At 37.7% G+C, this 24,377-nt stretch carries 19 protein-coding genes and 1 pseudogene; 10 read left to right on the forward strand and 10 right to left on the reverse strand.

Features of this window, described 5'->3' with window-relative positions; translation table 11 throughout:
- Positions 1-97: 97 nt before the first annotated feature.
- From WH390_RS14165 to WH390_RS14175, 3 genes are all read left to right on the forward strand, one after another.
- Complete coding sequence (locus WH390_RS14165) at positions 98-556, forward strand: DUF4440 domain-containing protein (RefSeq protein WP_032115623.1); 459 nt, start codon at positions 98-100, stop codon at positions 554-556.
- 508 nt (positions 557-1,064) lie between these two features.
- Positions 1,065-1,736: a DUF1007 family protein gene (locus tag WH390_RS14170; protein ID WP_032115622.1), complete on the forward strand. Its 672-nt coding sequence runs from the start codon at positions 1,065-1,067 to the stop codon at positions 1,734-1,736.
- A complete protein-coding gene (locus tag WH390_RS14175; RefSeq protein ID WP_032115621.1) occupies positions 1,727-2,731 on the forward strand; it encodes a nickel/cobalt transporter in 1,005 nt (334 codons plus the stop codon). The genes WH390_RS14170 and WH390_RS14175 overlap by 10 nt, the downstream gene beginning before the upstream one ends.
- Here WH390_RS14175 and WH390_RS14180 read toward each other — a convergent pair.
- Positions 2,728-3,519, reverse strand: a complete 792-nt coding sequence (locus tag WH390_RS14180) for a sulfite exporter TauE/SafE family protein (RefSeq protein WP_032115620.1) — start codon at positions 3,517-3,519, stop codon at positions 2,728-2,730. The two genes, WH390_RS14175 and WH390_RS14180, sit on opposite strands and share 4 nt — an antisense overlap.
- 177 nt (positions 3,520-3,696) lie before the next feature.
- Positions 3,697-5,058, reverse strand: a complete 1,362-nt coding sequence (gene dcuC, locus WH390_RS14185; protein WP_032115619.1) for an anaerobic C4-dicarboxylate transporter DcuC — start codon at positions 5,056-5,058, stop codon at positions 3,697-3,699.
- Positions 5,059-5,500: 442 nt separating this feature from the next.
- Between dcuC and mqo the strand changes: the two genes are divergently transcribed.
- Positions 5,501-7,165 carry a malate dehydrogenase (quinone) gene (gene mqo / locus WH390_RS14190; RefSeq protein ID WP_052044898.1) on the forward strand — a complete coding sequence of 555 codons (1,665 nt, stop codon included), beginning with the start codon at positions 5,501-5,503 and terminating at the stop codon, positions 7,163-7,165.
- A 61-nt stretch (positions 7,166-7,226) separates the two neighbouring features.
- On the opposite strand, the gene WH390_RS14195 is transcribed toward mqo, so the two are convergent.
- The 7 genes from WH390_RS14195 to WH390_RS14225 all read right to left on the reverse strand — a co-directional run bounded on the left by WH390_RS14195 (position 7,227) and on the right by WH390_RS14225 (position 16,175).
- Complete coding sequence (locus tag WH390_RS14195) at positions 7,227-7,961, reverse strand: molecular chaperone (RefSeq protein WP_032115618.1); 735 nt, start codon at positions 7,959-7,961, stop codon at positions 7,227-7,229.
- Positions 7,958-9,298, reverse strand: coding sequence for a fimbrial protein (locus WH390_RS14200; RefSeq protein ID WP_148305570.1), 1,341 nt, complete (start codon positions 9,296-9,298; stop codon positions 7,958-7,960). The genes WH390_RS14195 and WH390_RS14200 overlap by 4 nt, the downstream gene beginning before the upstream one ends.
- 17 nt (positions 9,299-9,315) lie before the next feature.
- Positions 9,316-11,811 (reverse strand): fimbria/pilus outer membrane usher protein, encoded by a 2,496-nt coding sequence (locus WH390_RS14205; RefSeq protein ID WP_052044897.1) that lies wholly within the window; start codon positions 11,809-11,811, stop codon positions 9,316-9,318.
- Positions 11,812-11,952: 141 nt separating this feature from the next.
- The gene (locus tag WH390_RS14210; RefSeq protein WP_032115616.1) at positions 11,953-12,684 is read right to left on the reverse strand and encodes a molecular chaperone; all 732 of its coding nucleotides are present in this window, start codon (positions 12,682-12,684) and stop codon (positions 11,953-11,955) included.
- Between the two features lie 156 nt (positions 12,685-12,840).
- On the reverse strand, positions 12,841-13,380 hold the full coding sequence (locus WH390_RS14215; protein WP_032115615.1) for a fimbrial protein: 540 nt from the start codon (positions 13,378-13,380) through the stop codon (positions 12,841-12,843).
- A 1,140-nt stretch (positions 13,381-14,520) separates the two neighbouring features.
- Positions 14,521-15,204 carry a hypothetical protein gene (locus WH390_RS14220; protein ID WP_406850603.1) on the reverse strand — a complete coding sequence of 228 codons (684 nt, stop codon included), beginning with the start codon at positions 15,202-15,204 and terminating at the stop codon, positions 14,521-14,523.
- A 584-nt stretch (positions 15,205-15,788) separates the two neighbouring features.
- Positions 15,789-16,175 carry a hypothetical protein gene (locus WH390_RS14225; protein WP_406850604.1) on the reverse strand — a complete coding sequence of 129 codons (387 nt, stop codon included), beginning with the start codon at positions 16,173-16,175 and terminating at the stop codon, positions 15,789-15,791.
- Positions 16,176-16,322: 147 nt separating this feature from the next.
- Here WH390_RS14225 and WH390_RS14230 point away from each other — a divergent pair.
- The 6 genes and pseudogenes from WH390_RS14230 (at position 16,323) to WH390_RS14255 (ending at position 23,054) form a co-directional block, all read left to right on the forward strand.
- Positions 16,323-17,359: pseudogene (locus WH390_RS14230) on the forward strand (IS5 family transposase).
- Positions 17,360-17,741: 382 nt separating this feature from the next.
- Positions 17,742-18,311 carry a spore coat protein U domain-containing protein gene (locus WH390_RS14235; protein ID WP_032115612.1) on the forward strand — a complete coding sequence of 190 codons (570 nt, stop codon included), beginning with the start codon at positions 17,742-17,744 and terminating at the stop codon, positions 18,309-18,311.
- 25 nt (positions 18,312-18,336) lie between these two features.
- Positions 18,337-18,870, forward strand: coding sequence for a spore coat U domain-containing protein (locus WH390_RS14240; protein ID WP_052044896.1), 534 nt, complete (start codon positions 18,337-18,339; stop codon positions 18,868-18,870).
- Between the two features lie 17 nt (positions 18,871-18,887).
- Positions 18,888-19,667: a molecular chaperone gene (locus tag WH390_RS14245; protein WP_032115611.1), complete on the forward strand. Its 780-nt coding sequence runs from the start codon at positions 18,888-18,890 to the stop codon at positions 19,665-19,667.
- A 2-nt stretch (positions 19,668-19,669) separates the two neighbouring features.
- Positions 19,670-22,093, forward strand: coding sequence for a fimbria/pilus outer membrane usher protein (locus tag WH390_RS14250; RefSeq protein WP_238565689.1), 2,424 nt, complete (start codon positions 19,670-19,672; stop codon positions 22,091-22,093).
- The gene (locus tag WH390_RS14255; RefSeq protein ID WP_032115610.1) at positions 22,086-23,054 is read left to right on the forward strand and encodes a spore coat U domain-containing protein; all 969 of its coding nucleotides are present in this window, start codon (positions 22,086-22,088) and stop codon (positions 23,052-23,054) included. Before WH390_RS14250 ends, WH390_RS14255 begins: the two co-directional genes overlap by 8 nt.
- A gap of 131 nt (positions 23,055-23,185) precedes the next feature.
- Here WH390_RS14255 and WH390_RS14260 read toward each other — a convergent pair whose 3' ends face one another.
- Positions 23,186-24,352, reverse strand: a complete 1,167-nt coding sequence (locus tag WH390_RS14260) for a nucleotide sugar dehydrogenase (protein ID WP_032115609.1) — start codon at positions 24,350-24,352, stop codon at positions 23,186-23,188.
- Positions 24,353-24,377 lie beyond the last annotated feature (25 nt).

Consider the following 24,377-nt stretch of genomic DNA (forward strand, 5'->3'; position numbering starts at 1 on the left):
TGAAATAGGTTACTAAATATAGGAAAAATTATTTCCATATGAAATAATAATCATTCTAAAACATCATAAAAAAATAATACTTAATAGCGAGACATTTATGAGAAAACTGAGTTTTTTAATCATTCCACTAACTTTACTTTCTAGTTATACATTCGCTCTAGAGACAGCTCCCAAATGTGTAAAGGTAGATCAACAACAAATTGCTGGTTTATTTGAGCGCTGGAATGATTCATTAAAAAGTGGCGATGCGAAAAAGGTTTCGGCAAACTATCTCGCTGATGCAGTACTATTACCAACTATATCAAGTCAAGTTCGTTTAACGGATGCTGAGCGTACCGACTATTTCAAACACTTTTTAGCCAAAAAGCCTGTAGGAAAAATTGATGGTCGAACTATTCGTATTGGTTGTAATAAGGCAATCGATATCGGTACTTATACTTTTACTTTTAAAGATAAATCCACTGTTTCAGCTCGTTATACATTTACCTACGTCTGGGATGGAAAAGAATGGAAAATATCAACTCATCATTCATCTGAAGTACCGGCAAACAACTAAAAATTTTTTAAATTAGCTACCTGTTCAAAATAAGCTTCAGCTATACAAAGGTGACTAATTAGGTAGTCACCAATTTGAATTAAAAATAGCCCTAAACAGGTAAATATAATTTTTCTCTATCACTTTACTTTGTAGATACTAATTTTAGTTTTATAAATACATCCATGTATTGTTAAGCTTCTTCCTTGTTCTTTTATTTTTAACCTATTAATTCAAATGACTTCCAATCGTTTAAAACGATCGATACAAACATTTTTGATTTGTAAAAGCTATTAATAGATAATAATTGATCGAATAAAGCGATTAATTGATCTATTTATAACAAAAATGGAGGGTTTACATAACAATAAATTTATTATCAATGAAATATGAACCAAGATTGCAAAAAATCTGAGTAAATATAAGTAATAAACCTTTTAACCGATTAAATAGCAAAGTAACATTTAATTATCAAAGAAAATTGATAGCATAGATATGCTATTTTCGGTTAATCAAAATATCCTATTTGATGACTCAAATGCACCCTTACAAATCAATAGCTATAGTGAAAATTTTGCTACAAAATCTATTAATGGCGTTAACATTATGCTATTCAATAACCGTTTTTGCTCATCCCCACAGTTTTATTGATATGCAAAATGAATTACAAATAAAAGATGGTAATCTCATTGCCATGAAAATGACTTGGGTTATGGATGCCATGACATCAGCAGATTTACTCTATGATGCACAACAAGCAAAAGAAAGTGATGAAGTGTGGAAACAATTAAGTGCTGAAGTTATGGCTAATGTTATTAAACAACACTATTTTACCTCCCTATATTATAAAAATAAATTAATAAAATTTTCCTTTTACCCAAAAGACTATCACCTATCGCGCAAAGGGAACCAAGCCGTGCTCTCTTTTACTCTAAAATTAGCTAAGCCAGAAACTCTAACTGGTAAGACATTAACCATAATGACTTATGACCCAAGTTATTATGTTGATATGACCTATAGCAACAAAGCAAAAATTTCATCAACTAATACCTCAATCCAATGCCAAATTCAGCTTATAACACCTAAGCCCAACGCATCGATAATCGATTATGCCCTCTCTCTTGATAAAGCAGAAACACCGCAAGAAGACCTTAGTCTCGGCCAACAATTTGCGCAAAAGGTAAACATAACATGTCAATAATGCCCAGCAAGCCAGCAATCAATTTACTTAATAAAAAGTACTATCTAGTAATCGGATTACTTAGTTCTTTTTTTGGCATATTGTCATTTTATTTATTCAAATATTGGCATTTTGGTTTACAACTAGCGGTAACTTGGCAACGAGAACTTAATCAACATCTTTCTTCTCTCCTAATGCGAGTGGCGAGCTCACCAACTGAAGCAGGATTATTACTCGTTGGCTTTAGCTTTTTTTATGGTTTATTACATGCTTTGGGACCAGGGCATGGCAAAATCATTATTACCACCTATATTGCCACCCACTCTTCAAGACTAAAAAAAAGCCTTACCCTAACGCTATTAGCATCATTATTACAGGGCTCTATTGCTATTGTTTTAACATCCATTGTTCTTGGCTTGTTCCAGCTATCTAGCCGACACTTACATCTAAGCCGCTTCTGGTTAGAGAAAATAAGCTATGGCTTAGTCTTTTTTCTTGGTCTGTTACTATGTCTAAAAGCAATCTCCCGACTAAGAAAAGTATTTAAACAATCTCGTCAAGCCCCCTTTCAATTTACTAAAATCCATTCGCCTAACCAACATCAACATGCTCATGACTGCAATTGTGGCCACAAACACGTATTGTCTGATGATGAATTACAAGGCAATTGGCGAACCCAACTTGCAGTTATAGCCGCGATGGGAGCACGTCCCTGCTCTGGCGCATTAATTGTTCTACTTTTTTCTTATGTAGTCGGTGTTTATTCTTGGGGGATTATCGCCGCGCTAATGATGGCCTTAGGAACTGCAATAACTATTAGCGGAATTGCTTTACTAGTCCATAGCGCTCGCCATTTAGCTATTCGGTATTCGAAATGGCAAGGGTTTAATGTCAATCCTTACTGGAGTTTAGGAATAATGTTAATCGGTGGAATAGTGTTAGTTATTGCCGGATTACTTATGTTTCAGAGTGTTGAAATTCCACAAACGATAGGTTCTTATATTTTTGGTCGCTAAAAATAATGCCATAACTTTATACTCATCATAATGGCACTAGATAAAATAAATAACAGGGTTAGATACTGCAAAACACGATCAGATAAACGCAACATTAAATATTTGGCTAACGGAATAGTCATTAATGATCCTATGCATAGGGTAAGCGCAAGAATAATGTGAGTATGTCCATTGCGCATATAAGCAATTGCTGATGAACCTGACAAAATAGTTGTTATAAAAATCGCGGTGCCGATCGCTTGTTTGATAGATAATTTTAGATAGCGTAGCAATAGTGGTAATACAACAACACCACCACCTACTCCGGTAGCACCAAGCACTACGCCAGCACTGATAGCCGGCAATAATAATGACTTGATATCAATAGTATTATTTCTTTCAAACTGGTTGATTGAAAATGAAAAAAATATCCGATAAATCAACAGAAAAAGGGAATAAATAATAGCGACTACAATAAGTATATTAATGCCTAACTCAACTTGCTGTTGATAACTTTGTAATTGGCTAACATAACTTACCAGATAACTTGTCAATGCTGTGGCCGGTATCATAATAGCTAACACAACCATGGCACTTTTAATCGGAACATTGCCTAAACGAAAATGTATATAAGAAGATGAGATTTTCATCAACATAGAGAGAAAATTGGCGGTTGCAACAGCAGACAAGGCATCCATACCAAAAAAATAGGTTAAAACCGGTAATACAACAACTCCCCCACCAACGCCCGTTAAGCTAATAATTAACCCCAAAATTGCGCCAACTATCAATTCTGCTACCAAAAACATGATTAATTACCTTGCAGAGAGAATTTACATTAGTGATCAAACGGGCCATTAGGAAAGTGATAGTTAATGATAAATATCAACCCTAAACATGAGGTTAAAATATGGCCAACATACCTGTTCATCAAAGCCAGAACATGATTACAGCCATCGTTCCGGATTTGATGTAAAAGGGAAAATTTATATAGGATAAACTGGAACTAAAATTTCAGTCGCAATAATAACAACCAATAGTCCAACTAAAACTGGAATAGACGTACGTTTAACTACCTCAAAAGGCGAAATTTTTGCCATCCCAGACACCGCAACCACCACGCCGGATACAGGTGACATTGTTCGACCAAGATTAGAGGCCTGTAACATAGGGATCACCAAGTAAGTTGGATTAATTCCCATTTGGCTGGCTAAACGTGGGATCAGTTCAACAAAAGAGTAAAATGGCGCATTACCGGAACCAGTTGTCATCGCCGCCAACATAGTAATCACCACCAGCACAATCATCATCATTATAGCGCCAGAACCAAAAGATTGTGACAAATTAATCAACGAGGAAATAAAACCAATAGTACTTAATCCTTGCGCAAATACCCCGGCAGCCACCAGCAGTACGACAACTGAGACAAATGCATCAGCCATACCACGATAACAAACATCTAACCCATCAAACACCGTTTTTACTTTAAAACAGCGCACAAATTCAATCAGACTCGTTAGAATAATACAGCCAACAATAATTGTAATAATATGTAATTGAGGTGCCCATTTACCATCAAAAATTAAAACCCCAATAATCGGTGTAAAAGGTAAAATAGCATAATAGTCAGGCGCATTGGTCTTAATTTCATTAACATCAAGCTTTTCGGTTTTTACCTGCTCACGTCTGTCGAGATAGCGCTGCCAAAAAAAGTGGCTAATCGCCATAGCAATAATAGCAATAATCGAAATCGGTAAGGTAGTTTTAAAAGCAAAATCAATTAGTGGCATGCCTGATGCTTTCGCTGCTAACACAACATCACCTGATGTAGGAGCCAAAATTATTGCCGCAGGTGAGGCACAGATTGCTGCAGCGGCGCCGCGACTAATGCCGACATTCACCATAATCGGAAATAGGGTCGCCATCAATAAGACCCCTAGTCCCGCTGCTGAAGACACAGCCAGTGACATTAAGCAAGCAACAATATAGGCTGCAACCATTAATGCATAGGGAGAATTAATCATTTGTAATGGCTTAGATGCTATTTTGACCACAACATCATTAGCCCCGATATGAGTCATATAAGCAGCAAAACCACATAAGATCATAATCATCATCCCTAAATCACCACCACGGTTCATCAGTAGATATTTGATATATTCTAAAATATCGGTGGTTTTCCAACCCGTCACTGGCACATCATTCGGTAATATATTTTTCCCCATAATTGCGCTGATAATAAGCAGCAATATTCCGCCTATCATTAAAACACCAGTGGCCGAATAGCCTTTAATAATATAACGACCTATTCCAATCGTAACCAATACACCAATCAAAAGTTCCATCATTTTACTCCTCTACATCTACACCAAGGCCGTCAAAAAATAATAATAAAAAATTTATTTAATTATCATGGATATTATTTATATTAATAATAAAGTAACTATGAAAAAACAATTTACCAATTAAAGTTTGATTAATAACAGTATTAACCCTTGTTTTGCCTATTTTATCACCATTAAATACTAACTTTTAAGCAGTATTATCACTTTTTATCTTTTTTTACCTATTTTTAGAACACAAAAAGTATTTTTTTTATACCTAATTATAAGTATTTTTTATAAAAAATTAAATCATTACTAATATTTAACAATTAAAAAAACAATAATATTTCATAATAAACAATATATTATGTAATTAATTATCAAATTATTGCGGAGTGAGCAACAGAATACCATAATTAATTCTTATGCTTGATGTGATTCATCGATAATTAAGGTGCATTTTCATATGAAGAGATCATTAAAATATACAGCTGGGATTATTGGTCTGTTAGTAATTATTTTTTTAATTTATTTATTTAGGCCAACAGCTTCAAACACGATCAATACTTCAACCAATGAACCTACTGTTAATATTGTGCTTATCGGCGCTGGTATTATGAGTGCGACACTAGCTACATATTTAGCAGAATTGCAACCAGATTGGCAAATCCGCTTGTATGAGCGACTAGATAGGATCGCGGGTGACACATCTGATGGCTGGAATAATGCAGGTACCGGTCATTCAGGCTTCATGGAAATGAACTATACACCTGAAAAAGATGGGCAAATTGATATCACTCAAGCAATAGAAATTGCCAATCAATTTGAAATTTCCAAACAATTCTGGGCTTACCAACTAAAACACCGGGTTCTCCACCAATCCCAAACTTTTATAAATCCTGTTCCACACATTGCCTTTGTTTGGGGAAAAGATGACATTAATTTCTTAGCAAAACGCTATGCAGCTATGATCAAAAATCCTATGTTTTATGGCATGAAATATTCTACCTCTGCGGAGGAAATTAAATCGTGGGCACCACTTATTATAGAAGGGCGAGATGCAAAACAACCCGTTGCAGCAACACGAATGGATATTGGCGCTGATGTAAACTATGGTGAAATAACCCGTCAGTTAGTTGCCAATCTGCTCAAACATCCAAATTTTAAGTTACAGACCAAAGCTGAAGTGAACGCAATTAGTCGTAATGATGATGGCACTTGGAGTGTCGGTTTTAAAAACCTCACAACCGGCGAAGAGAGTCATATAAAAACTCGCTTAATCTTTATTGGTGCAGGTGGTGCAACGATTAAATTACTACAATACACAGGATTAGAAGAAGCAAAACAGTATGCCGGATTTCCTGTTGGTGGTGAATTTCTTGTTACCGATAACCCTGAGGTAGTCAACAGACATACCGCAAAAGTTTATGGAAAACCAGCACTTGGTGCTCCCCCTATGTCAGTTCCCCATATCGATACGCGCTATTTGGGCGGTAAAAAATATGTGCTATTCGGACCTTTTGCGACTTATTCTAATAAATTTCTCAAATATGGTAGTCAACTAGATCTTTTTGCTGCTACCAATGACAGTAATATAATTCCCATCATTGCCATTGGCATCAAACACTTAGATTTAGTGAGATATTTAGTCAGTCAATTAATGTTAAATGATGAAGAACGTTATCAATCTTTGTTAGAATATTACCCAAACGCCAAAAAAGCAGATTGGCAATTAGTAATCGCTGGGCAACGCGTACAAATCATAAAAAATGCCAAAAATAAACCCATCACACTACAGTTCGGCACGGAAACTTTTATCTCTGATGATAAAACCGTCTTTGGTCTGCTTGGCGCTTCACCTGGCGCATCAACCTCACCTTATATTATGTTAAATTTATTAGAGAAGGCGTTTCCTGATAAAGTAAAAAATCAGTGGAATGCCAAATTACATGAAATCATTCCATCCTATGGTCAGCATTTAGAACAAAATCCAACATTGCTTAACCAGATCCGCCGATACACCAGTGAAATATTGGGCCTTAATTATATTGTTACGCAACAGGAGCAAACTAATCAACCGATAAAACCCAAACAACAGCCGGCAAACAGCAGATGCTCTTTTGTTAAATAAAAGCTAATAGGCCAAAAAAATTCGGATTTATAGTTTTTAACTATTAATCTAGGTGAGCAAACTAAGGTGTTTGCAGAGTGGTTACTTCTCGCACAGAAAACCCGGCATCATTCAGATATGAAAAGATTATCTGTCCATTGTGCTGAGAAAATGGTTGTTCAAATCGATATATATGCTCTGAAAATGGAGGCGTCATCATATCCATCTGTTGTTTAATCGGATAACGCTGATGCTGACTGTCAAAAACGATTTGAGAAAAGGAAATATGAAAAGGTGATGAATTTTTGCAGATCAAGACCCATTCTTGATCTTTTTGTTGCAGGGTAAAAGTTATTTTATCTGCCAGCTTGGCGGGAAAATCAGCCAATTTTTTCGGGCGATAAAACAATTTTAATTGTGTATTCATTGCCAGGCTAACTTTAGCATTATTCTGATTTAACGCTTGATGATGTAAATTAGGCGGTATTTCATACAAATTTAACCAAAAAACTGACTCTCTATCATCCGGCAGATAATCACCATTATAAACAATTCTGATAGCCTGGATTTTTTGCGCTGGCAGATGAAAAATTGAAGCAAGCACCACAAAAGGTGTTTCTGCTTGTGGATCTGCTTCACCATGATCCACCCAACTCTGCACAATAACCGGGTATTTATTAGTATTGGCTAACAAAACAGAACGTTCTTTATCACCCTGATGGTAAATAATTCGGGTCATATTGGCCATGATCCCTGCTTTACCTGGTATCAGCCAGAATAGTGATAAGCATGCTACAACAGCTGTTAGTCGCTTCATTGTACTTTTACCAATACATACGCGGTAGCATGTATTTTTCCTGGTTTAATAACTTGACCTGGTAATTGCTGTAGTACCGCGGTGTATGAGTGTAAGTAATGTGTATAACCAGAAACTGAAGGACCCAGATTTTTAGCATCTCTAAGCACAGGATACCAGCCAACATTTTCTCCACTGGGCCCGATACCAGTAATACCAGGTTGAGCAACAAATACCATCGATTGTTGAGTAACACTATTACGCAAAGTAATACCAACCCCGGTTGCTAATGTAGCATCAAGTCCATAATTATCTGAAACGAGTGCCATTACACCACCTTGAGCATTAATCAAATTTAACCCTTGCGCAGCGCGATAAGCACCTGGCGAAACTTGAATTCCAATTGCTGTTTGCCCACTTGTCGTACCTGAGTTCACATTATCACTACATTCGATTTGGACAGAAATATCAGCTTCTCTGGTACCACCAGCCAATAATTCTTGGCTAGAAATAGTAGGGAAAAGCACTAATGGTGTCGCATTTTTTGCTACACAAGTGGCATTATTACTCAACGTAACAGACTGCCGTAAACCGTAGCCAAAACCATTATCTACCCCCCAAAAGCGAAAATTATGGGCAGAATCTTCGCCTTCGTTGTCATGTACAATTCCCGGGCCAACAAATTGAATATAAGCATTCGGTTGGGTACATTGGTAATTTGTCCCTGTTGCACTCGCATAACCTAACCCTCTTGTACCTAACCCACTACAATAATTCGAAACCGCATTGCTGGGTGGAATTGTACTGACTCGATAAAGTTCCACTTGCATTGGCGGGATATCTTGTAATCGAATATGTATTTGACCTTTCCCTGGTTGCGTTCCTTCAACCAATAAATAAGTAGTAAGTGGAACCCTTTTCCAATTACGTTGTACAACAACACCTGCCATGGTTTGTTTTATACCAACATACGCAAGCCAGGATGCATACACACCAGGCAATCCATCAATAAGACCGGTTTCATGAAATCCACCGACTCTATCATCACCATTTGTTGCCACCAAAAAATAAAGCTGAGGCAGATCGGCCTCGTCACAGATCCACAATACCGAGGAAGCATTAGCTCCACCAAAAGTATAAGCGGTTGGAGGAACAACAATAGAAGCGAGTAACGAACCAACCGGCTGAAAATAAGTATCAGTAAGATTGATCCGACCAAAAAGCATCTGAGCGGAACGATTATCCTCAGTTTGAGAAACACCGGTTATTTTACAATTTGCGCTTGCTGATAACGATATAGTAAAAAGGGTCGCGATTAATAAACCTGTTCTTAACCAATAAGAAATATATTTCATCATCTTACTCCAGCTGCTGGTTAACGTTGAACGCACATAGCTGTTAATTTTGTAATAGGCTGTTTATCTGATGCATGACCCATACGCGAGTAATCTAGATAACAGCGTTCGGAAACCGCCTCACCCCATTTTAATAGTAAGGTACCGGAATCTTGTTCCGTTCTGACATACATTTGATTATTTTGACCAACCATGCCAATCACATTATTTTCTTGGTCAAAAACTTCAGTACCAATAGGGAGAGCAGCATGACCAGCTAACTGTGCTTTAATCAATAAGGCATAACCTGCACGGGTTTTAAACATGACTTTAACCGCAGCACCGGCGTACGGCGCAACTTGTTTTTCGTTCTCGTTTAATTCAAAATTTTCCGCCATTCCCTGTGGATCAATAATAATTTTATTGTAACGATATGGTGTTATAGATGGGACCAATGCGTAACCATTATCGTCAATCACTGTTCCTTGAGCATTCAAGACAGAGGCACCAGACGCCCCCTTAGCTTCAACTAAAACAAAAGTATCGCCCAGATAGGGGCCAAAAGTTATCCCGCCACTATGAAGTGCTAAAGCTCCCTGAGCATTAGCGCCAACCTGCCAATAGTTTTTGCCCTTAGACGCATTAACACCCAAATTCATATTGGAAAAACGTTTTTGCAAGCTTCCATTAACGGTAGATTGGTCATACTGCCTAACATAACTAGAACCAATACTATAATTTAGGCTTTGTTGATCATTTGCTGTTCCTGACAACATTACCTGGTATTGATCACCGATATTTCCACCATGGGTATAGCTGCTACTTACTGTCGGCGTATAACTAGCATATTGACTACCCAATGGAAAAGAAAAGGAAACGGAGGTAGAGGTTTCTTCTTTGCCTAAATGTTCATTTGATTCAGCCAACTGCTGCTTAGCAACGACAACATTCATTGTTAAGCCATTATCAAACGCTTTATTGTAACCTAATTGCAACTGGCTATCGCGCGGCCGGTTATCACGATAATTTTGCATTGAACCTGAAAGAAACAGATTACCAAATTCACCTAATTGTTGACTTAAGGTCAGTTCAAGCCGATTAAGTTGTCTATAAGTTGAAGAGCTCCATTGAGTGCCTCGAGTAACAGCTTCACGAATGCCTAAAATATCTGCAAGCTCCCGATAACCCTCTGTCGAATAACGATAACCAGCCAATGAAATTGTGGTATTGGTTATATTAAAAGTGCGGCTATAAGACAGATTAGCCATCCAGCCCTGAAGGCGTTCAGAACGATCAGCAGATTGATTATCGATAGCAACAACTGAATTAGAATAAGTGGTATTAAACCCTAATGCGCCAAATCGACTGCCATATACACCACCTAACATAATGGCCTGATATTTATCAGCAAGCCGCAAACCTGAACTGACAGAGAGACTATTACTCAAACCATACTGATAAATAGCATCAGCAAACACCGAATCCTGACCAATATTACGTGTTCGCCCGAAATAAAAATTATAGCGATAGCTACCGGGGCGAAGAGATTCCGGAACCGCTGAAAATGGCACGCTAAAACGGCGCACTGAGCCGTCTGCCTCGGTAATTTCAACATCGAGATCACCGTTATAACTGGTAGGGTAGAGGTCAGTAATCGAAAAAGCACCCGGTGATACTGTCTTTTGATAAATTTGATTACCATTTTGCTTGATAGTTACAGTTGCAGTTGTATTAGCGACTCCCCGTACAACCGGCGCATAACCACGCAAGGAATCAGGTAAAGTCCGCTCATCACTAGCAAGAGCTAGTCCATTAAAATTCAACCCAGAAAAAAATTTTCCTTGTGTAACCAATTGACCTAATGACAACATCCCCGTAATCGTGGGAAGAGGTCGTTGCAAATAACTACGGATATTACTCCAGTGAGACTCTGCTTGTCGCGAATAAGTGTAATTCGACTTTTGCCGATATTGCCATACACCCAAATTCATACCACCATTAAAAGAGAGATAAGCAATATCTTGATCTTTGACATTATTATCATTATTAATATGATAATAATTTCCAATATAGTTAAGAAAAAAAATAGAACTACCCGCATCCAATAAGTTAGGATCAACATAACCCCTTGGAATATTTTGTAACCCATCATCAGGGATGATTAAATCAAGTCGTAAATCAGATAAAGTTAACTTGACTCTACTACCAGCAATATAATCAGGCAAAAATATACACCTTTGAGCAGATATTTGATCGATTGATTTTACTATTATCCCAGCTTGCTTGATCGTCTCTAAATTAAAACATGGACCAACTGTGTGATTTTTATTTTCAACAAAAGTTATTTCTTTAGATTGAAAGAAACGATTATTAATATAAATATCAACTTTATATTTACCAGGAATAATTGAATTAGCCTGATTAAATTGAGCCAACATTGCCTGGCTAACTACTCCACCACGAAATAAGGTTGGATCAAAAGTATATATATCATTTGAGCAGTAGACTAAATAAGGAATGAATGTCAATAATAGCACATACTTTTCTAGCCTAAAATAACAAAATACTATTTTCCCTATTGACACGAACTTAGAAAATATTAGTAATCTAACAGGGCGGTTCATACTTAATTTTCCTACTAACAAATAAAAATAACAAAATATATTTATTTTTGATTATTATTGAGCTGATAAAGGTAATTCGGTAACGATATCAACACCATAATCATTTAATAGCGTGAGACGTATAATATTTTTTGCATTATGGTTAACTGAACTCGGTAATTTCCATTGCGTCTTTGATTTTGGAGATAACATAATAGAATCAGCTAACTTAAATGACTGACCATTAGAAATTAACATCGCAGAATGAACAACGGCATAATATCCGGTAGGATTTTCAACAATCATTTGATTATTACTCTGTCTAAATATCAATTGCTCCGCAAGCCGATTTATATCATCTGGTAGATTTTTAGGTCGATAAAAAATTTTTATTCGTGTATTAAATAATAATACTAATTTATTAGCCTGATGCTGTTGTTCATTAAAAGCAGGAACCTGGCTAAAGTTAAAATAAAAAATAGACTCTCTATCCTTAGGAAGTTTATTACCTATAAACATTAACCGAATTATTTGACCTGATTTGGCTTCTAGTCGAAAAATTTGTGGACTAACAATAAATGGAATATCTGCTATTTCATTAGCAGAAGATTCACTACCATTATCTAACCAAATTTGAACAACATTAGGATGATTATCATTATTTGTTAATTGTATAGTTTTATCTTTCATCCCTTCATAATAAATCACACGAGTCCCTGTCATTACCACGCTGGCATGGCTATAAGACAGTAAATTAGCAAAAAACAGTGTGATAACAGCAATAAATGAAATTAATATATTACTCATTTTATAACCCGAATAAAATTACCTTTATAATTAATACATAGATATCAGTAATAAACTTATATTTGGTAAATAATTAGCAATCAATAATTTCTTTAATACTTAATAATTGCTGAAAATATTACTATTTTCAGCTTAATATAAGATAAATAGCAGAAATTATAAGTAACCTATTGTATATTCAACGATTGCTTGTACTTTACCCGCTTTTGCACTACCTTTTTCAGAAATATATTGCACGCCAAATGTATGAGAAGCTGTCGCTTCATCTTTTTTAAGAACTAAACCCGAAACTTCAGTCACACCATTTAATTTCACCGGTTTAGTCCCGTCTTTATTCTCAGTAATTTGAATTGCGACATTCTCGGCGCCGTTATCTTTAGGAAGTACAAGATTAGCTAAATTACCTGCAGTGGTTACATTGTGGCCCAAAAATTTTGTTTTAATATCAATATTACCACTAGTTGGTGCCGTACAATTTTTTATTGAGACATCAAATGGTGTTAAGCCAGCTGTGCTACCTGAGGTTGATAACTCACTAACAGAAACATTGGGTAAAAGAACTATCGAATTAGTCTCTTTATTAACCTCGGTTTCACATGTTTGTGCACTTACCTCACCTTCAAAGGTGATTGTAGGACCAGCATTAACAGCAACAGGGATAACACTAATAGCTAGCAGCACTAAAGGGAATTTCATAAATACCTCAATATTATTAATACAACATCAATCTATTATTATTTATAAAAAAAAATATAGCGTTATGAAATAATTTCTTAACGGTAATATTTAATTTTGTTAAATAAGAATAAATTAATATGCGAAAACATAGTAGCTATAAATAAACACCTTATTTTCTATTTGCTTTTAAAGGAATTTTGATAAATAAAGTTTTAAATAAATTTATCGATAAAAAAATACTTACAGTTAATGAATTTTAAATCACTATCTGCAAGTATTTTTGATTATGCAATTTCCAATCATTAATATCAATAATAAGGAATAAAAAAGAAATAAATGTTTATTTTATTCATTAATATTAATATTAAATCCCACAAAACCATTTAACAACAAAAATATAACCCCAACAAAATCAACCAAATTAGATTTTTATACCTACATTTAGCCAATTTTTACTTATAAATAACAAAATATTGCTTAGAATTAGTAAAATATTTTTCTTTTATAACACAATAATTGACCATAACAATTTAATATATAAGATAAATTTCTATTTTTTATGAAAAAGTATAATATCTTTTGATTAGTAGAAAAATATAATTTCCATGATTTATTAAATTAAAAGAAATTGATAATATATTCAATAGTATAACTATAAAACAATATAACTTTTTGATATCATTAATGGAAACATAAAAAAAAAGATAACCATCAGAATAGTCTGCAATTGCTTATATTGGCCAATATTCATTATTTTAAATTAATTCAATATAAAATAGAAAATAAATTCTAATAAAAAAATACATTTCGTTACTTTTTAAAATCGAAAAAAATGATAATTAATATATATTCTTACTTATAATCTTCAATTATCATTATCACCATTAGCAATAGTTTATCTAGGTAACCTTATTTTATATATTTTTAAATATTAACCAAATCAAGATTACTAACATTCATGCTTATCAACATAATGCTAAAATAGTAAATACAATAAAATATTCGTTAACTTTAAAGTTTATTAAATCTATTTATTAGCTTACAGAATGTATAATCTAAGCAGAATTGCCATAATAAATTCTACCTATAAGAAAAAACTGTCGCTCAATAAATAAAATTTCATAAAAAAATAAACGAGTAATTTCAACCACTAGCTTTTCAATAACGATTATTTCTATTCATGTTATCATTACTATTTTGATTACCGCTAGGCCAAATGGAGTTATTATTCTGGTTACCTCCCTGGCCACCTCCACTGTTGTTACCCTGCCCACCTCTATCTCTATTATCCTGTCTATTCCAGTTCTGATTACCCTGCTCACCACCATTGTTATTGCCTTGTCCACCATTATTGTTACTAGCTTGACCTCCACTATTGTTATTGCCCTGCCCACTACTGTCATCGCCTAACATCATAATTTTAAAAGAATTTAAAAAAACCAAATTTTCTTTTGGCCAACTTTTTGTATCATCGTAGAAAAGACAGCTTGCTCCAACTCTTCTCGTTGAAACATAACCATTACCTGTCGGGCCTATTTTATAAATTCTTATACTAAATTTGTGTGTTATCGGACCCCAAATTCCACTACTCCAACAAGTAGACGTAGCATCTAAATTATCAATCCAGCCCTCTGACGGAAAATACATATCTCCACACATTGAATGAACACCAAATGCATAACCAATCCCCACGATATTTGTCTTATATACTCTTACGTCATCAATATTGGCAACGAATTCACCATATACTCTTCCACCAGAGGTCATATTCTTTACATTAGAACACTGATAAGTTTTAATTAAATCAGTTGTGAGAGTATCTAATAATGTACCTACCGGCATGTAATCCGTCACCAGAAGATCTCTCCCATCCACCTTTATTTGTCCACCTATCTAAATACATTCAGCAAAAACAGATGGGTATAACCAAAACTATAAGTAAGCAACACAATTAAAGATAAATTTTTCATAAACGTATTCCTTATTAAAATAATTTTTGCATAATCATTATTCATGCCTAGTAAATTATTTTATTAAAATAAAATATATCTTCCCTAAAAAGCATCATTGAAGAAATTAAGTTATTAATTTTTTCATTAAATTAAAAATATTAAATCATATGATTTGTTATAATCTAGAAATAGTTATCACTCATATTAAAATACTATTCATTAATAACTTAACCTAATTAAATTTAATCTTGTCTACCAAAAATTCAATATTTAATAAAATAAAAGTAACAACCATAAATTTTATTTTCATTATTTTATACATCAATAATAAAATGCTTACTATATAATTTAAACAACTATATGATTTTATAACCAAAAATAGAAAAACACCTAGCAAAAAATTAGATAAAAAATTTATAAAGAGATAATTTATCAATTGATATTACACTTATTTTTATTGTCTTTACAATTAGGTTAATTGCTGTTGTTGTTATTGTTATTGTTATTGTTATTGTTATTGTTATTGTTGCTATTCATACCATTATTAGACCATATATGGTTATTATTATTGTTGTTATTCTGTCCACTGCTATTATTGCCTATCGTCGTAATTTTAAAAGTATTTAAGAAAATAGGATTTCCTTTTGCCCAACTTACTGGAGGGTTTCTGTATTGAATAGCACTTTCTCCAATTTTTCTGGCTGCAACATAACCATTACCTGTCGCGCCTATTTTGTAAATTCTCACATAAAATTTATGAGTTATCGCATTCCAAGCCCCAACATACCCACAACTAGTTACAGCGTCTAAATCACCCGACCACGACCTACCCTTTGCCGGAAAATATACATCGCCACACATTGAATAACTACCAAGTGTGTAACCAATTCCTGCAATATTTGTTTTATATACTCTTATGTTGCCTATGTATGGGCACCTCGAAAAACCTAACCAGAGTTTGATTTCGCAGATAAAATTATCGAAAACTGACCTATTGCCCTGACCACCATGCAGAAAAGAAACGCCATTAAGTATGACCTCCTTGCAGACCAGTATCACCTACAGACGATTGACCAGTTGGTCGACCCTCTGGTCAAGATCGAAACCTGTATAGACTTTGCGCATCTGGCAGCGGAAATCGACCATGTGGTACCACGCCCTGTCAGCAAAAAAGGAGGACGTCCACCATTTCCAACCGAGACCATGGTTCGCATTTTAGTTCTAAAGCGTATCTACAACCTGTCTGACGAGCAGATGGAGTACCAGCTTTTGGACAGAATGAGCTTCAAGCGTTTCTGTGGGTTGCTCCATGCCATCAATATACCTGACCGTACCACTGTGTGGACGTTCGAGAACAGGATCGGTGAAGCTGGTGCTAAAGCCATTTTCGATGGTGTAACCTCACAGCTTTTGAAGAAAGGCTTTATAGCTCGGGGAGGCCAAATCATCGATGCCACCTTGGTACCTGCTCCGAAGCAGTCGTTCACGAAGGACGAAAAGGAGCAACTCAAGCAGGAAGCGATACCTGCTCATTGGAAACCAACCAAGCGGCGGCAAAAAGATTTAGACGCCACGTGGACTAAAAACACGGTAAGAGCCATTATGGCTATAAGCTTTCTGTGAACATGGACAAGAAGTACAAGTTCATCAGAAAAATCGTCACCGATACGGCCAGCACTCACGACAGTCAGCATTTCGAGAGGGTCATCGACAAGGCCAACACCAACCGTAATATCTACGCCGACCGAGGCTATCCCTCTGCGGAACGGGAAGCTTGGCTCAAGGCAAACGGCTATAGGAGCCAGATTCAGCGTAAAGGCCATCGAAATAAACCGTTGTCCAAGACTCAGCAAGGGCGCAACCACCGGATTGCAAAGATTAGGGCACGGGTTGAACATGCATTCGCGGCGATGGAACAAATGGGTAGAAAACTGATCCGTACCATTGGGCAAGTGCGCGCTAATTTTGCCATGACGATGATGGCAGCATGTTACAACCTAAAGCGGTTGGCGTACTTCCAGCGTACCGGCATCTTAGCTTTTTAACGCCCAGAATGGACAAAATGACACTGTCCATGGCAATGGACGGTAGGATTAGTAGCGGGGGGATCAAAAAACATCTAATTATTTAGAGACAAGCCGGAGAGCCATTGAAGATTTCGAGTTTTTCGAGGTGCCCTTAAGTTTACCTGATAAAAATAATCTGTTGCGTCAAAAAAATTAATTCGCTAAAAAAACCAATAATTTTATTGGCATTTTTTGCATTTCTACTCAATACTCAAATTAAAAATCATGGTAATAAAATAATTCCTTTTTGTTATAACACTTAATTGCCATAACAAAGCTATTTACTGTCAGCCATGAATAGCAATGATTGCCGTTAGCAAACAATTGAACAGCTATGTAGCCATCATAGTAAGGAGCCATAATGAAAGGTATACGTTTATTCTCTGTTATCGGCTGTTTGTTAGCCTCTCATTCTGCTCTGGCTGCAACCACAACGGGAACGGTTAATGTAACCCTAACCCTATCCAATTCCTGTGTTGTTAACGGTTCAACTGCAACTTCGGGTGTTCCCTTGGGAACGCTGGATTTTGGTACCCAACCCACCACTTTTAGTCAACTAATAACCCAACTTTCTAATAGTGGCACAACATTTACGGTACAGTGTCCGCCTAATGATACTTTTTCCGCTGTATTAACCAGTAGTAATAACACTGCACCGACAACTCCACATGGTACACAGATTGGTTCAACAGCTCGTTATGTCAATTTAACAGGTAATTCACATGGCGTTTTCTATGGTGTTTTTGATACTAATCCCTCACCCACTCCGGGTACTGCTCTTGCCAATAATGCCACAATTACCCCTGTATCAGGACCAACAAATGGGGTTAGTACCTATACCTTATACGGCTTAATCCAAGGCAATGGCACAAATGCTGGTATTATAGCTGGAACCTATACTGACGTTGTTAATATTACTATAAATTATTAATTTATATTATTTTTCAGGATGAAATATGTCTGGCAACAACTATTTATGGCTATTATTTGATGATTATTTAGCCTGTTTTATTGTATTGTTGGTTATTTTTAGCGCTCTGCCTAGTCATGCCATTACCAGCCAAACATTCCAAGTTGCTGCCACTATTACGCCTGGCTGTATAGTATCCGGGGGTACACTATTTGGCACCCTCGATTTTGGCACTCATCCCAGTAATACTAATGGCAATATTAATGCTAGCTTAACGCCCAATACCTCGTTAACTTTAGCCTGTACGCCCGGCACTGTACTCAGCATGAGTATTAATGGTGGCAACAACTACACCACCAGCCGTAATGTCAAACAAAGCGGTTTTGCTACCCTACTGCCTTACCTACTTTATGCTGATAGTGCCCACACCATCCCGATTGCGCTCAATCAGAATGTTTCTGTTAGTTACAGCAATAGCAATAATATTATTTTACCAATCTATGGCGTGCTGCAACTTAACGGCGCCAATAATCCATCCGGTAACTATACTGACGTATTAACCGTAACATTATCCTGGTGATCATGGAGGAATACTATATGATCAATGTTTCGCAACCCCCTTTATGTTGCTTTTCGACACTATGGTTATTGACCTTATTATTCTTCGCTTCCTCAGCCCAATCCGCTAACCATGTCATGATTTGGCCAATGGATCCGGTATTAACCGCTAACGATAATGCCACTGAATTCTGGATCGAAAATAAGGGTACTGAGCCCACCACCATGCAAATCAGAGTAATAGGCTGGCAACAAATTGATGGCCAAGATCGCTATAGTAATCAACAAAATGTCGTCGCCAGTCCACCTTTTATGCGGATTGAAGCGGGTCAGAAGCAGCTGATCCGCTTAATAAAACAAGCTACCGTCCCGGCTGGCAAAGAGATTGCCTACCGCTTATTAGCCGATGAAATATTGACACCAGAACAATTAGCAGCGCCGAAGATTGGCATTAATATGCAGATGCGCTATTCCATTCCGCTGTTTGTTTATGGTGAAGGTATTAACTATCTGCGTGGTTCAGGTGACCCAATTCAACTGGATCAAAAATACCTCAGTTGGCAATTAACCCGATTAAATGGCAAGCCAGCCATCAAAATTACCAATCGAGGCCCGATCCATGCCCGTTTAAGCCAGGTGGTGGTGCAACAAGGCAAAAAACGCATTGTGCTGGCGAATAGCCTGTTTGGTTATGTATTAGCTGGCTCGAGTTATATCTGGCCATTACCCGCCACCATTAAACAGCCACAACGGCTAACAGCACAAATTAATACCGATAAACAACTATGGCAAGCATCTAGCACTGGGCTATACCAGTAAAGATGAAGACTGCCCATTTAACAGGTAAATTAGCCAACTTAATTACCTTACTGATTACCTTACCCATACCGCTATTATCGACAGCGGCGGATAACAGCTGGTCTGAACTGCCACCACCACCAACTGGCAAAATCAATCAACAAAATTTGCAATATAGGTTGGAGTTAGTGGTTAACCAGTATGCCACCGGGATTATCGCGATCGTCAATGAACGTAAAGGCCATTTTTGGTTATCTGCCGCTGATTTACAAAAAGCCGGTTTGCCCGCAGCGAAACTAACGCAACCGCAAATTGACGTCAGTACCATGCCCGCTGTGCAAGTCAGCTATGACAGCAGCCAACAACGGCTACTATTACAAGTTCCCGACAGCTGGTTGCCACAGCAAAACCTAACGATTGGCAATAACCCTCACCGCTATCAGGGACTTAGTAGCCAGGGAGCGCTATTTAATTATGATATCTACGCCAACCGGACTCAGCATAATCATTCACAAATTTCTGTCTGGAATGAACTACGCTTGTTTAGTATGGCTGGCAGCCTATCCAGCACCGGGGTATTTAAACAGCAAATTGGTGGTAGTGATCAGCATAACGATAATCAGGGATTTACTCGTTATGACACCACTTACACCAATGAAAACGAAAACCATGCTATAAGCTGGACGGTCGGCGACTTGATTAGCAACGCATTAAGCTGGAATAGTAGTGTCAGAATGGGTGGGCTGTCACTGTCCCGTGACTTCTCTATCCGACCCGATATTATTACCTACCCATTACCGACCTTTGCTGGTAAAACTGCCGTCCCTACCGCAGTTGACCTATTTATCAATGGTTATCGATCCAGTAATAGCCAGCTACAACCTGGCCCTTTTACTATCACCGATATCCCCTATATTAATGGCTCTGGTGAAGCGGTATTGGTCACCACTGATGCCCTTGGCCGACAGGTTTCCACCACCTTACCGTTTTATGTTGCCAGTACCTTGCTGAAACCGGGTCTTTCTGATGGTGCATTTTCAGCCGGCGCACTACGTCGTGACTATGGTATCAAAAACTTTTCCTACGGGCCGGTAGCCGCCAGTGGTTCTTACCGCTATGGTGCTACTGATTGGCTGACATTAGAGTCCCATGCGGAGGCAGCATCCTCATTGGCGCTAGGTGGCTTTGGCTCCTTAATTAAACTGGGTAATTTTGGTGTGCTTAATGGTGCTTATACGCTCAGTCAAATGCGAGGCAATCACGGCAATCAGTTTAATTGGGGTTACCAATATACTCACTCTCGTTTTACTTTGGCTACCCAACATACCATCCGCAACAGCAAGTTTGGTAATTTGGCACTATATGATCAACCCAACAATCCTAACGATACCCAACCTATCTACAGTTTAAGTCGACGGAGTTCGCAATATTCTGCCTCATTATCATTAAATAAATTTGGCAGTATTGGTTTGGCTTACCTGGACATTTATAGCTTCAACGGCGATAAAAATCGCTTGCTCAACTTATCATGGAGTAAGGGTTTATGGGGCAATAGCAGTTTTTATGCTTCTGCTAGCCGCGATTATTCACAAAATAACTGGTCATTCGCCTTAGTGCTACAAATTCCATTTAACTTCTTGGATTCGATGACGATAGATGCGCAACGCAATACTGCCGGGCAAAATACTCAGCGCGTCACTTATAGCCATGCCATGCCAAGCGACGGCGGATTCAGCTGGAACATGGCCTACGCGCATCAAGACTCGCAAGATGATTATCAACAAGCCTCACTAGGCTGGCGCAATGCCCATGTCCAAATGCAGGGCGGAATTTATGGTTCGTCTGGCAACTATACCCAGTGGGCGAATGTTTCCGGCTCACTAGTTATCATGGACGGTACCATTCAAGCGGCTAATAAAATCAACGATGGTTTTGTATTAGTGAGTACCGATGGATACCCTAATATTACCGTTGATTATGAACATCAACCCTATGGTAACACCGGAAAATCTGGTTATTTGTTGATCCCTAGTGTACCAGCCTACTACCCAGCCAGTTATCGTATCAATACCCTAAATTTACCACCCGATATCTATGCAGATACCACCAAACAACGTATTTCTGTCAAACGCGGCAGGGGCTATCTGCTCCATTTCCCCATCAAAGTACGCCATGCTGCTAGTGTCATCCTGACCGATCAACGGGGCAAAGCACTACCATTAGCCAGCGTGGTTTCACGGGCGGGCAAACTAGACACTTATGTTGGTTGGGAGGGACTGGTTTACCTGGAAGAATTAGAGCCAAACAATTTACTAACTGTCCGCACGCCGGAAGGTAAACACTGCCAGGTTAGTTTACAACTGCTGGCAAACACTAGCCAACAACTAAAAACCTACGGCCCGCTTACATGCGCTTTAGATGGCAACCCCAGGAGTTACCATGAATAAACGTCTATTTTCTGCCATTACGTTGTTATTGACTGGCCTGATTAACAGTCCTGTTTGGGCTGCTTGTAGTGCAACCATGCAAAATGCTTCTTTTGGTACTCAGACTTCTTTTGTCATCAATAGCACTGTTCAATCAACCTCGGCTAACCTAGTCGTCACCTGTGGAGCAGTACTCGCTTCATTATTAACCACTGATACAATTTCAGCCAAATTCAATAGCGCATCAAGCTCAAGCGGGACGCAAGCGGCGATGAAAAACACCGCCAATACCGATCTTGAACCCATTAATATGTGTAAAGCTTCCAACTGCGCCACTACGACGCCGATTGGTAGTACTATCAATTACTCATCAACCGAATTGCTTAACTTATTAGGCGGCAACGTATTTACTATTCCAATCTATTTTAAAACCGTCACTGGACAAAATTTATCAGCCGGAACCTATAACGTAACGTTAAATCTAACCATTAACTGGAATATTTGTGGTCTACTCGGCATTGGTTCGATCTGTTTAAATCCACAAGTTGGCAGTACCACCCTTTCGCCGGTGGTGTCACTGATCGTAACCAATGATTGCTCAACCATCACCGCGCCTAACATTAATTTTGGCAGCGCACCGTTAATTAGCAGCTTTCCAAATGTATCGCAAACCATTTCCATCACCTGCACCAAAGGTAGCCTCTATAATGTAGGAATCGATAATGGGCAACATGCAGTTAATAGCGTGCGCAATATGGCCAATGGCAGTAATCTGATTAGCTATGATATTTATCAAGGCAACACCACCACTACGCGCTGGGGATCAAGTGGCAGCCAACTATGGTCTAGTGCCAACTCTACCACCATCAGTGCAGATCAACTAACGCGTACCTACAATTATTTGGCGCAAATTTTAACTGGTCAAAATACACCTACTAGCGGCAACTATACCGATCAACTAACGGTAAGTGTTACTTTTTGATTATCAGGGAGACTATAAAAAGCTGCCACCACTCGCAGCTATGGCAACTCGCCAGTGATAAAAATAGGCAAATCAGCAATAATCAAAGCGCCAATCTTAAGCTGCGATTGGCGTCAGAATATGGCTAATTATCAATCGTGACCAAATAGATCGCGGGTATAAACTTTCTGTTTTACATCTTCCAGTTCCGGCACCAATCGATTGGCCAAAATAATATCGCACTGGGCTTTGAAATCGGCCAAATCGGTAATTACTTTGGAGTGAAAAAACTCGCTTTGTTGTAAAACCGGCTCATAAACCACGACTTCGATTCCCTTTGCTTTGATCCGTTTCATCACACCTTGTACTGCCGATGCGCGGAAATTATCCGAGCCAGCTTTCATCACTAACCGGTAAACGCCTACTTTTTGCGGATTTTGGCTAATAATCCTTTCGGCAATGTAATCTTTACGCGTCCGATTTGATTCTACAATCGCATTAATCAAATTGTTTGGTACATCATCATAATTAGCCAGTAGCTGCTTGGTATCTTTTGGTAAGCAATAACCACCATAACCAAAAGAGGGGTTGTTATAGTGGCTGCCAATCCGCGGATCGAGTGAAACACCCTCAATAATCTGACGACTATCCAATCCGCGGCTATGAGCGTAAGTATCTAACTCATTAAAATAGGCCACTCGCATCGCCAGATAAGTATTGGCAAATAATTTTATCGCTTCCGCTTCGGTGGCATCAGTAAATAGCACCGCGACATCTTTTTTCAGTGCGCCTTCTAATAATAAATCGGCAAAAATCTTGGCACGTTCGGAACGTTCACCCACCACAATACGAGAAGGATAAAGATTGTCATATAGCGCTCTGCCTTCACGTAAAAACTCCGGTGAAAAAATGATATTTTTATACCCTTTTTCTTGTTGTAAGCGGGCGACAAACCCCACTGGGATGGTTGACTTAATAACAATGGTAGCAGCTGGATTAATGTGGTTTACATCATCAATCACTGCTTCTACAGAAGAAGTATTAAAATAATTAGTTTTGGCATCATAATCAGTCGGGGTAGCAACAATCACATAATCTGCCCCCTGGTAAGCCTGTTGTTTATCCGTCGTTGCCCTAAAGTTCAATTTTTTTTCTGTCAGGAACGCTTCAATTTCTTTATCCACTATGGGTGACCGCTGGTTATTCAGCATCGTTACTTTTTCAGCAATAATATCTAACGCAACTACCTCATGATGTTGCGCTAACAACATCGCATTCGACAGGCCAACATAACCTGTTCCTGCAATAGCAATTTTCAAAACTAACCTCTCAAATATTTAGGAT

It is taken from the genome of Candidatus Arsenophonus nilaparvatae, from assembly GCF_045346035.1.
In the GTDB taxonomy this organism is placed as follows: Bacteria; Pseudomonadota; Gammaproteobacteria; order Enterobacterales; family Enterobacteriaceae; genus Arsenophonus; species Arsenophonus nilaparvatae.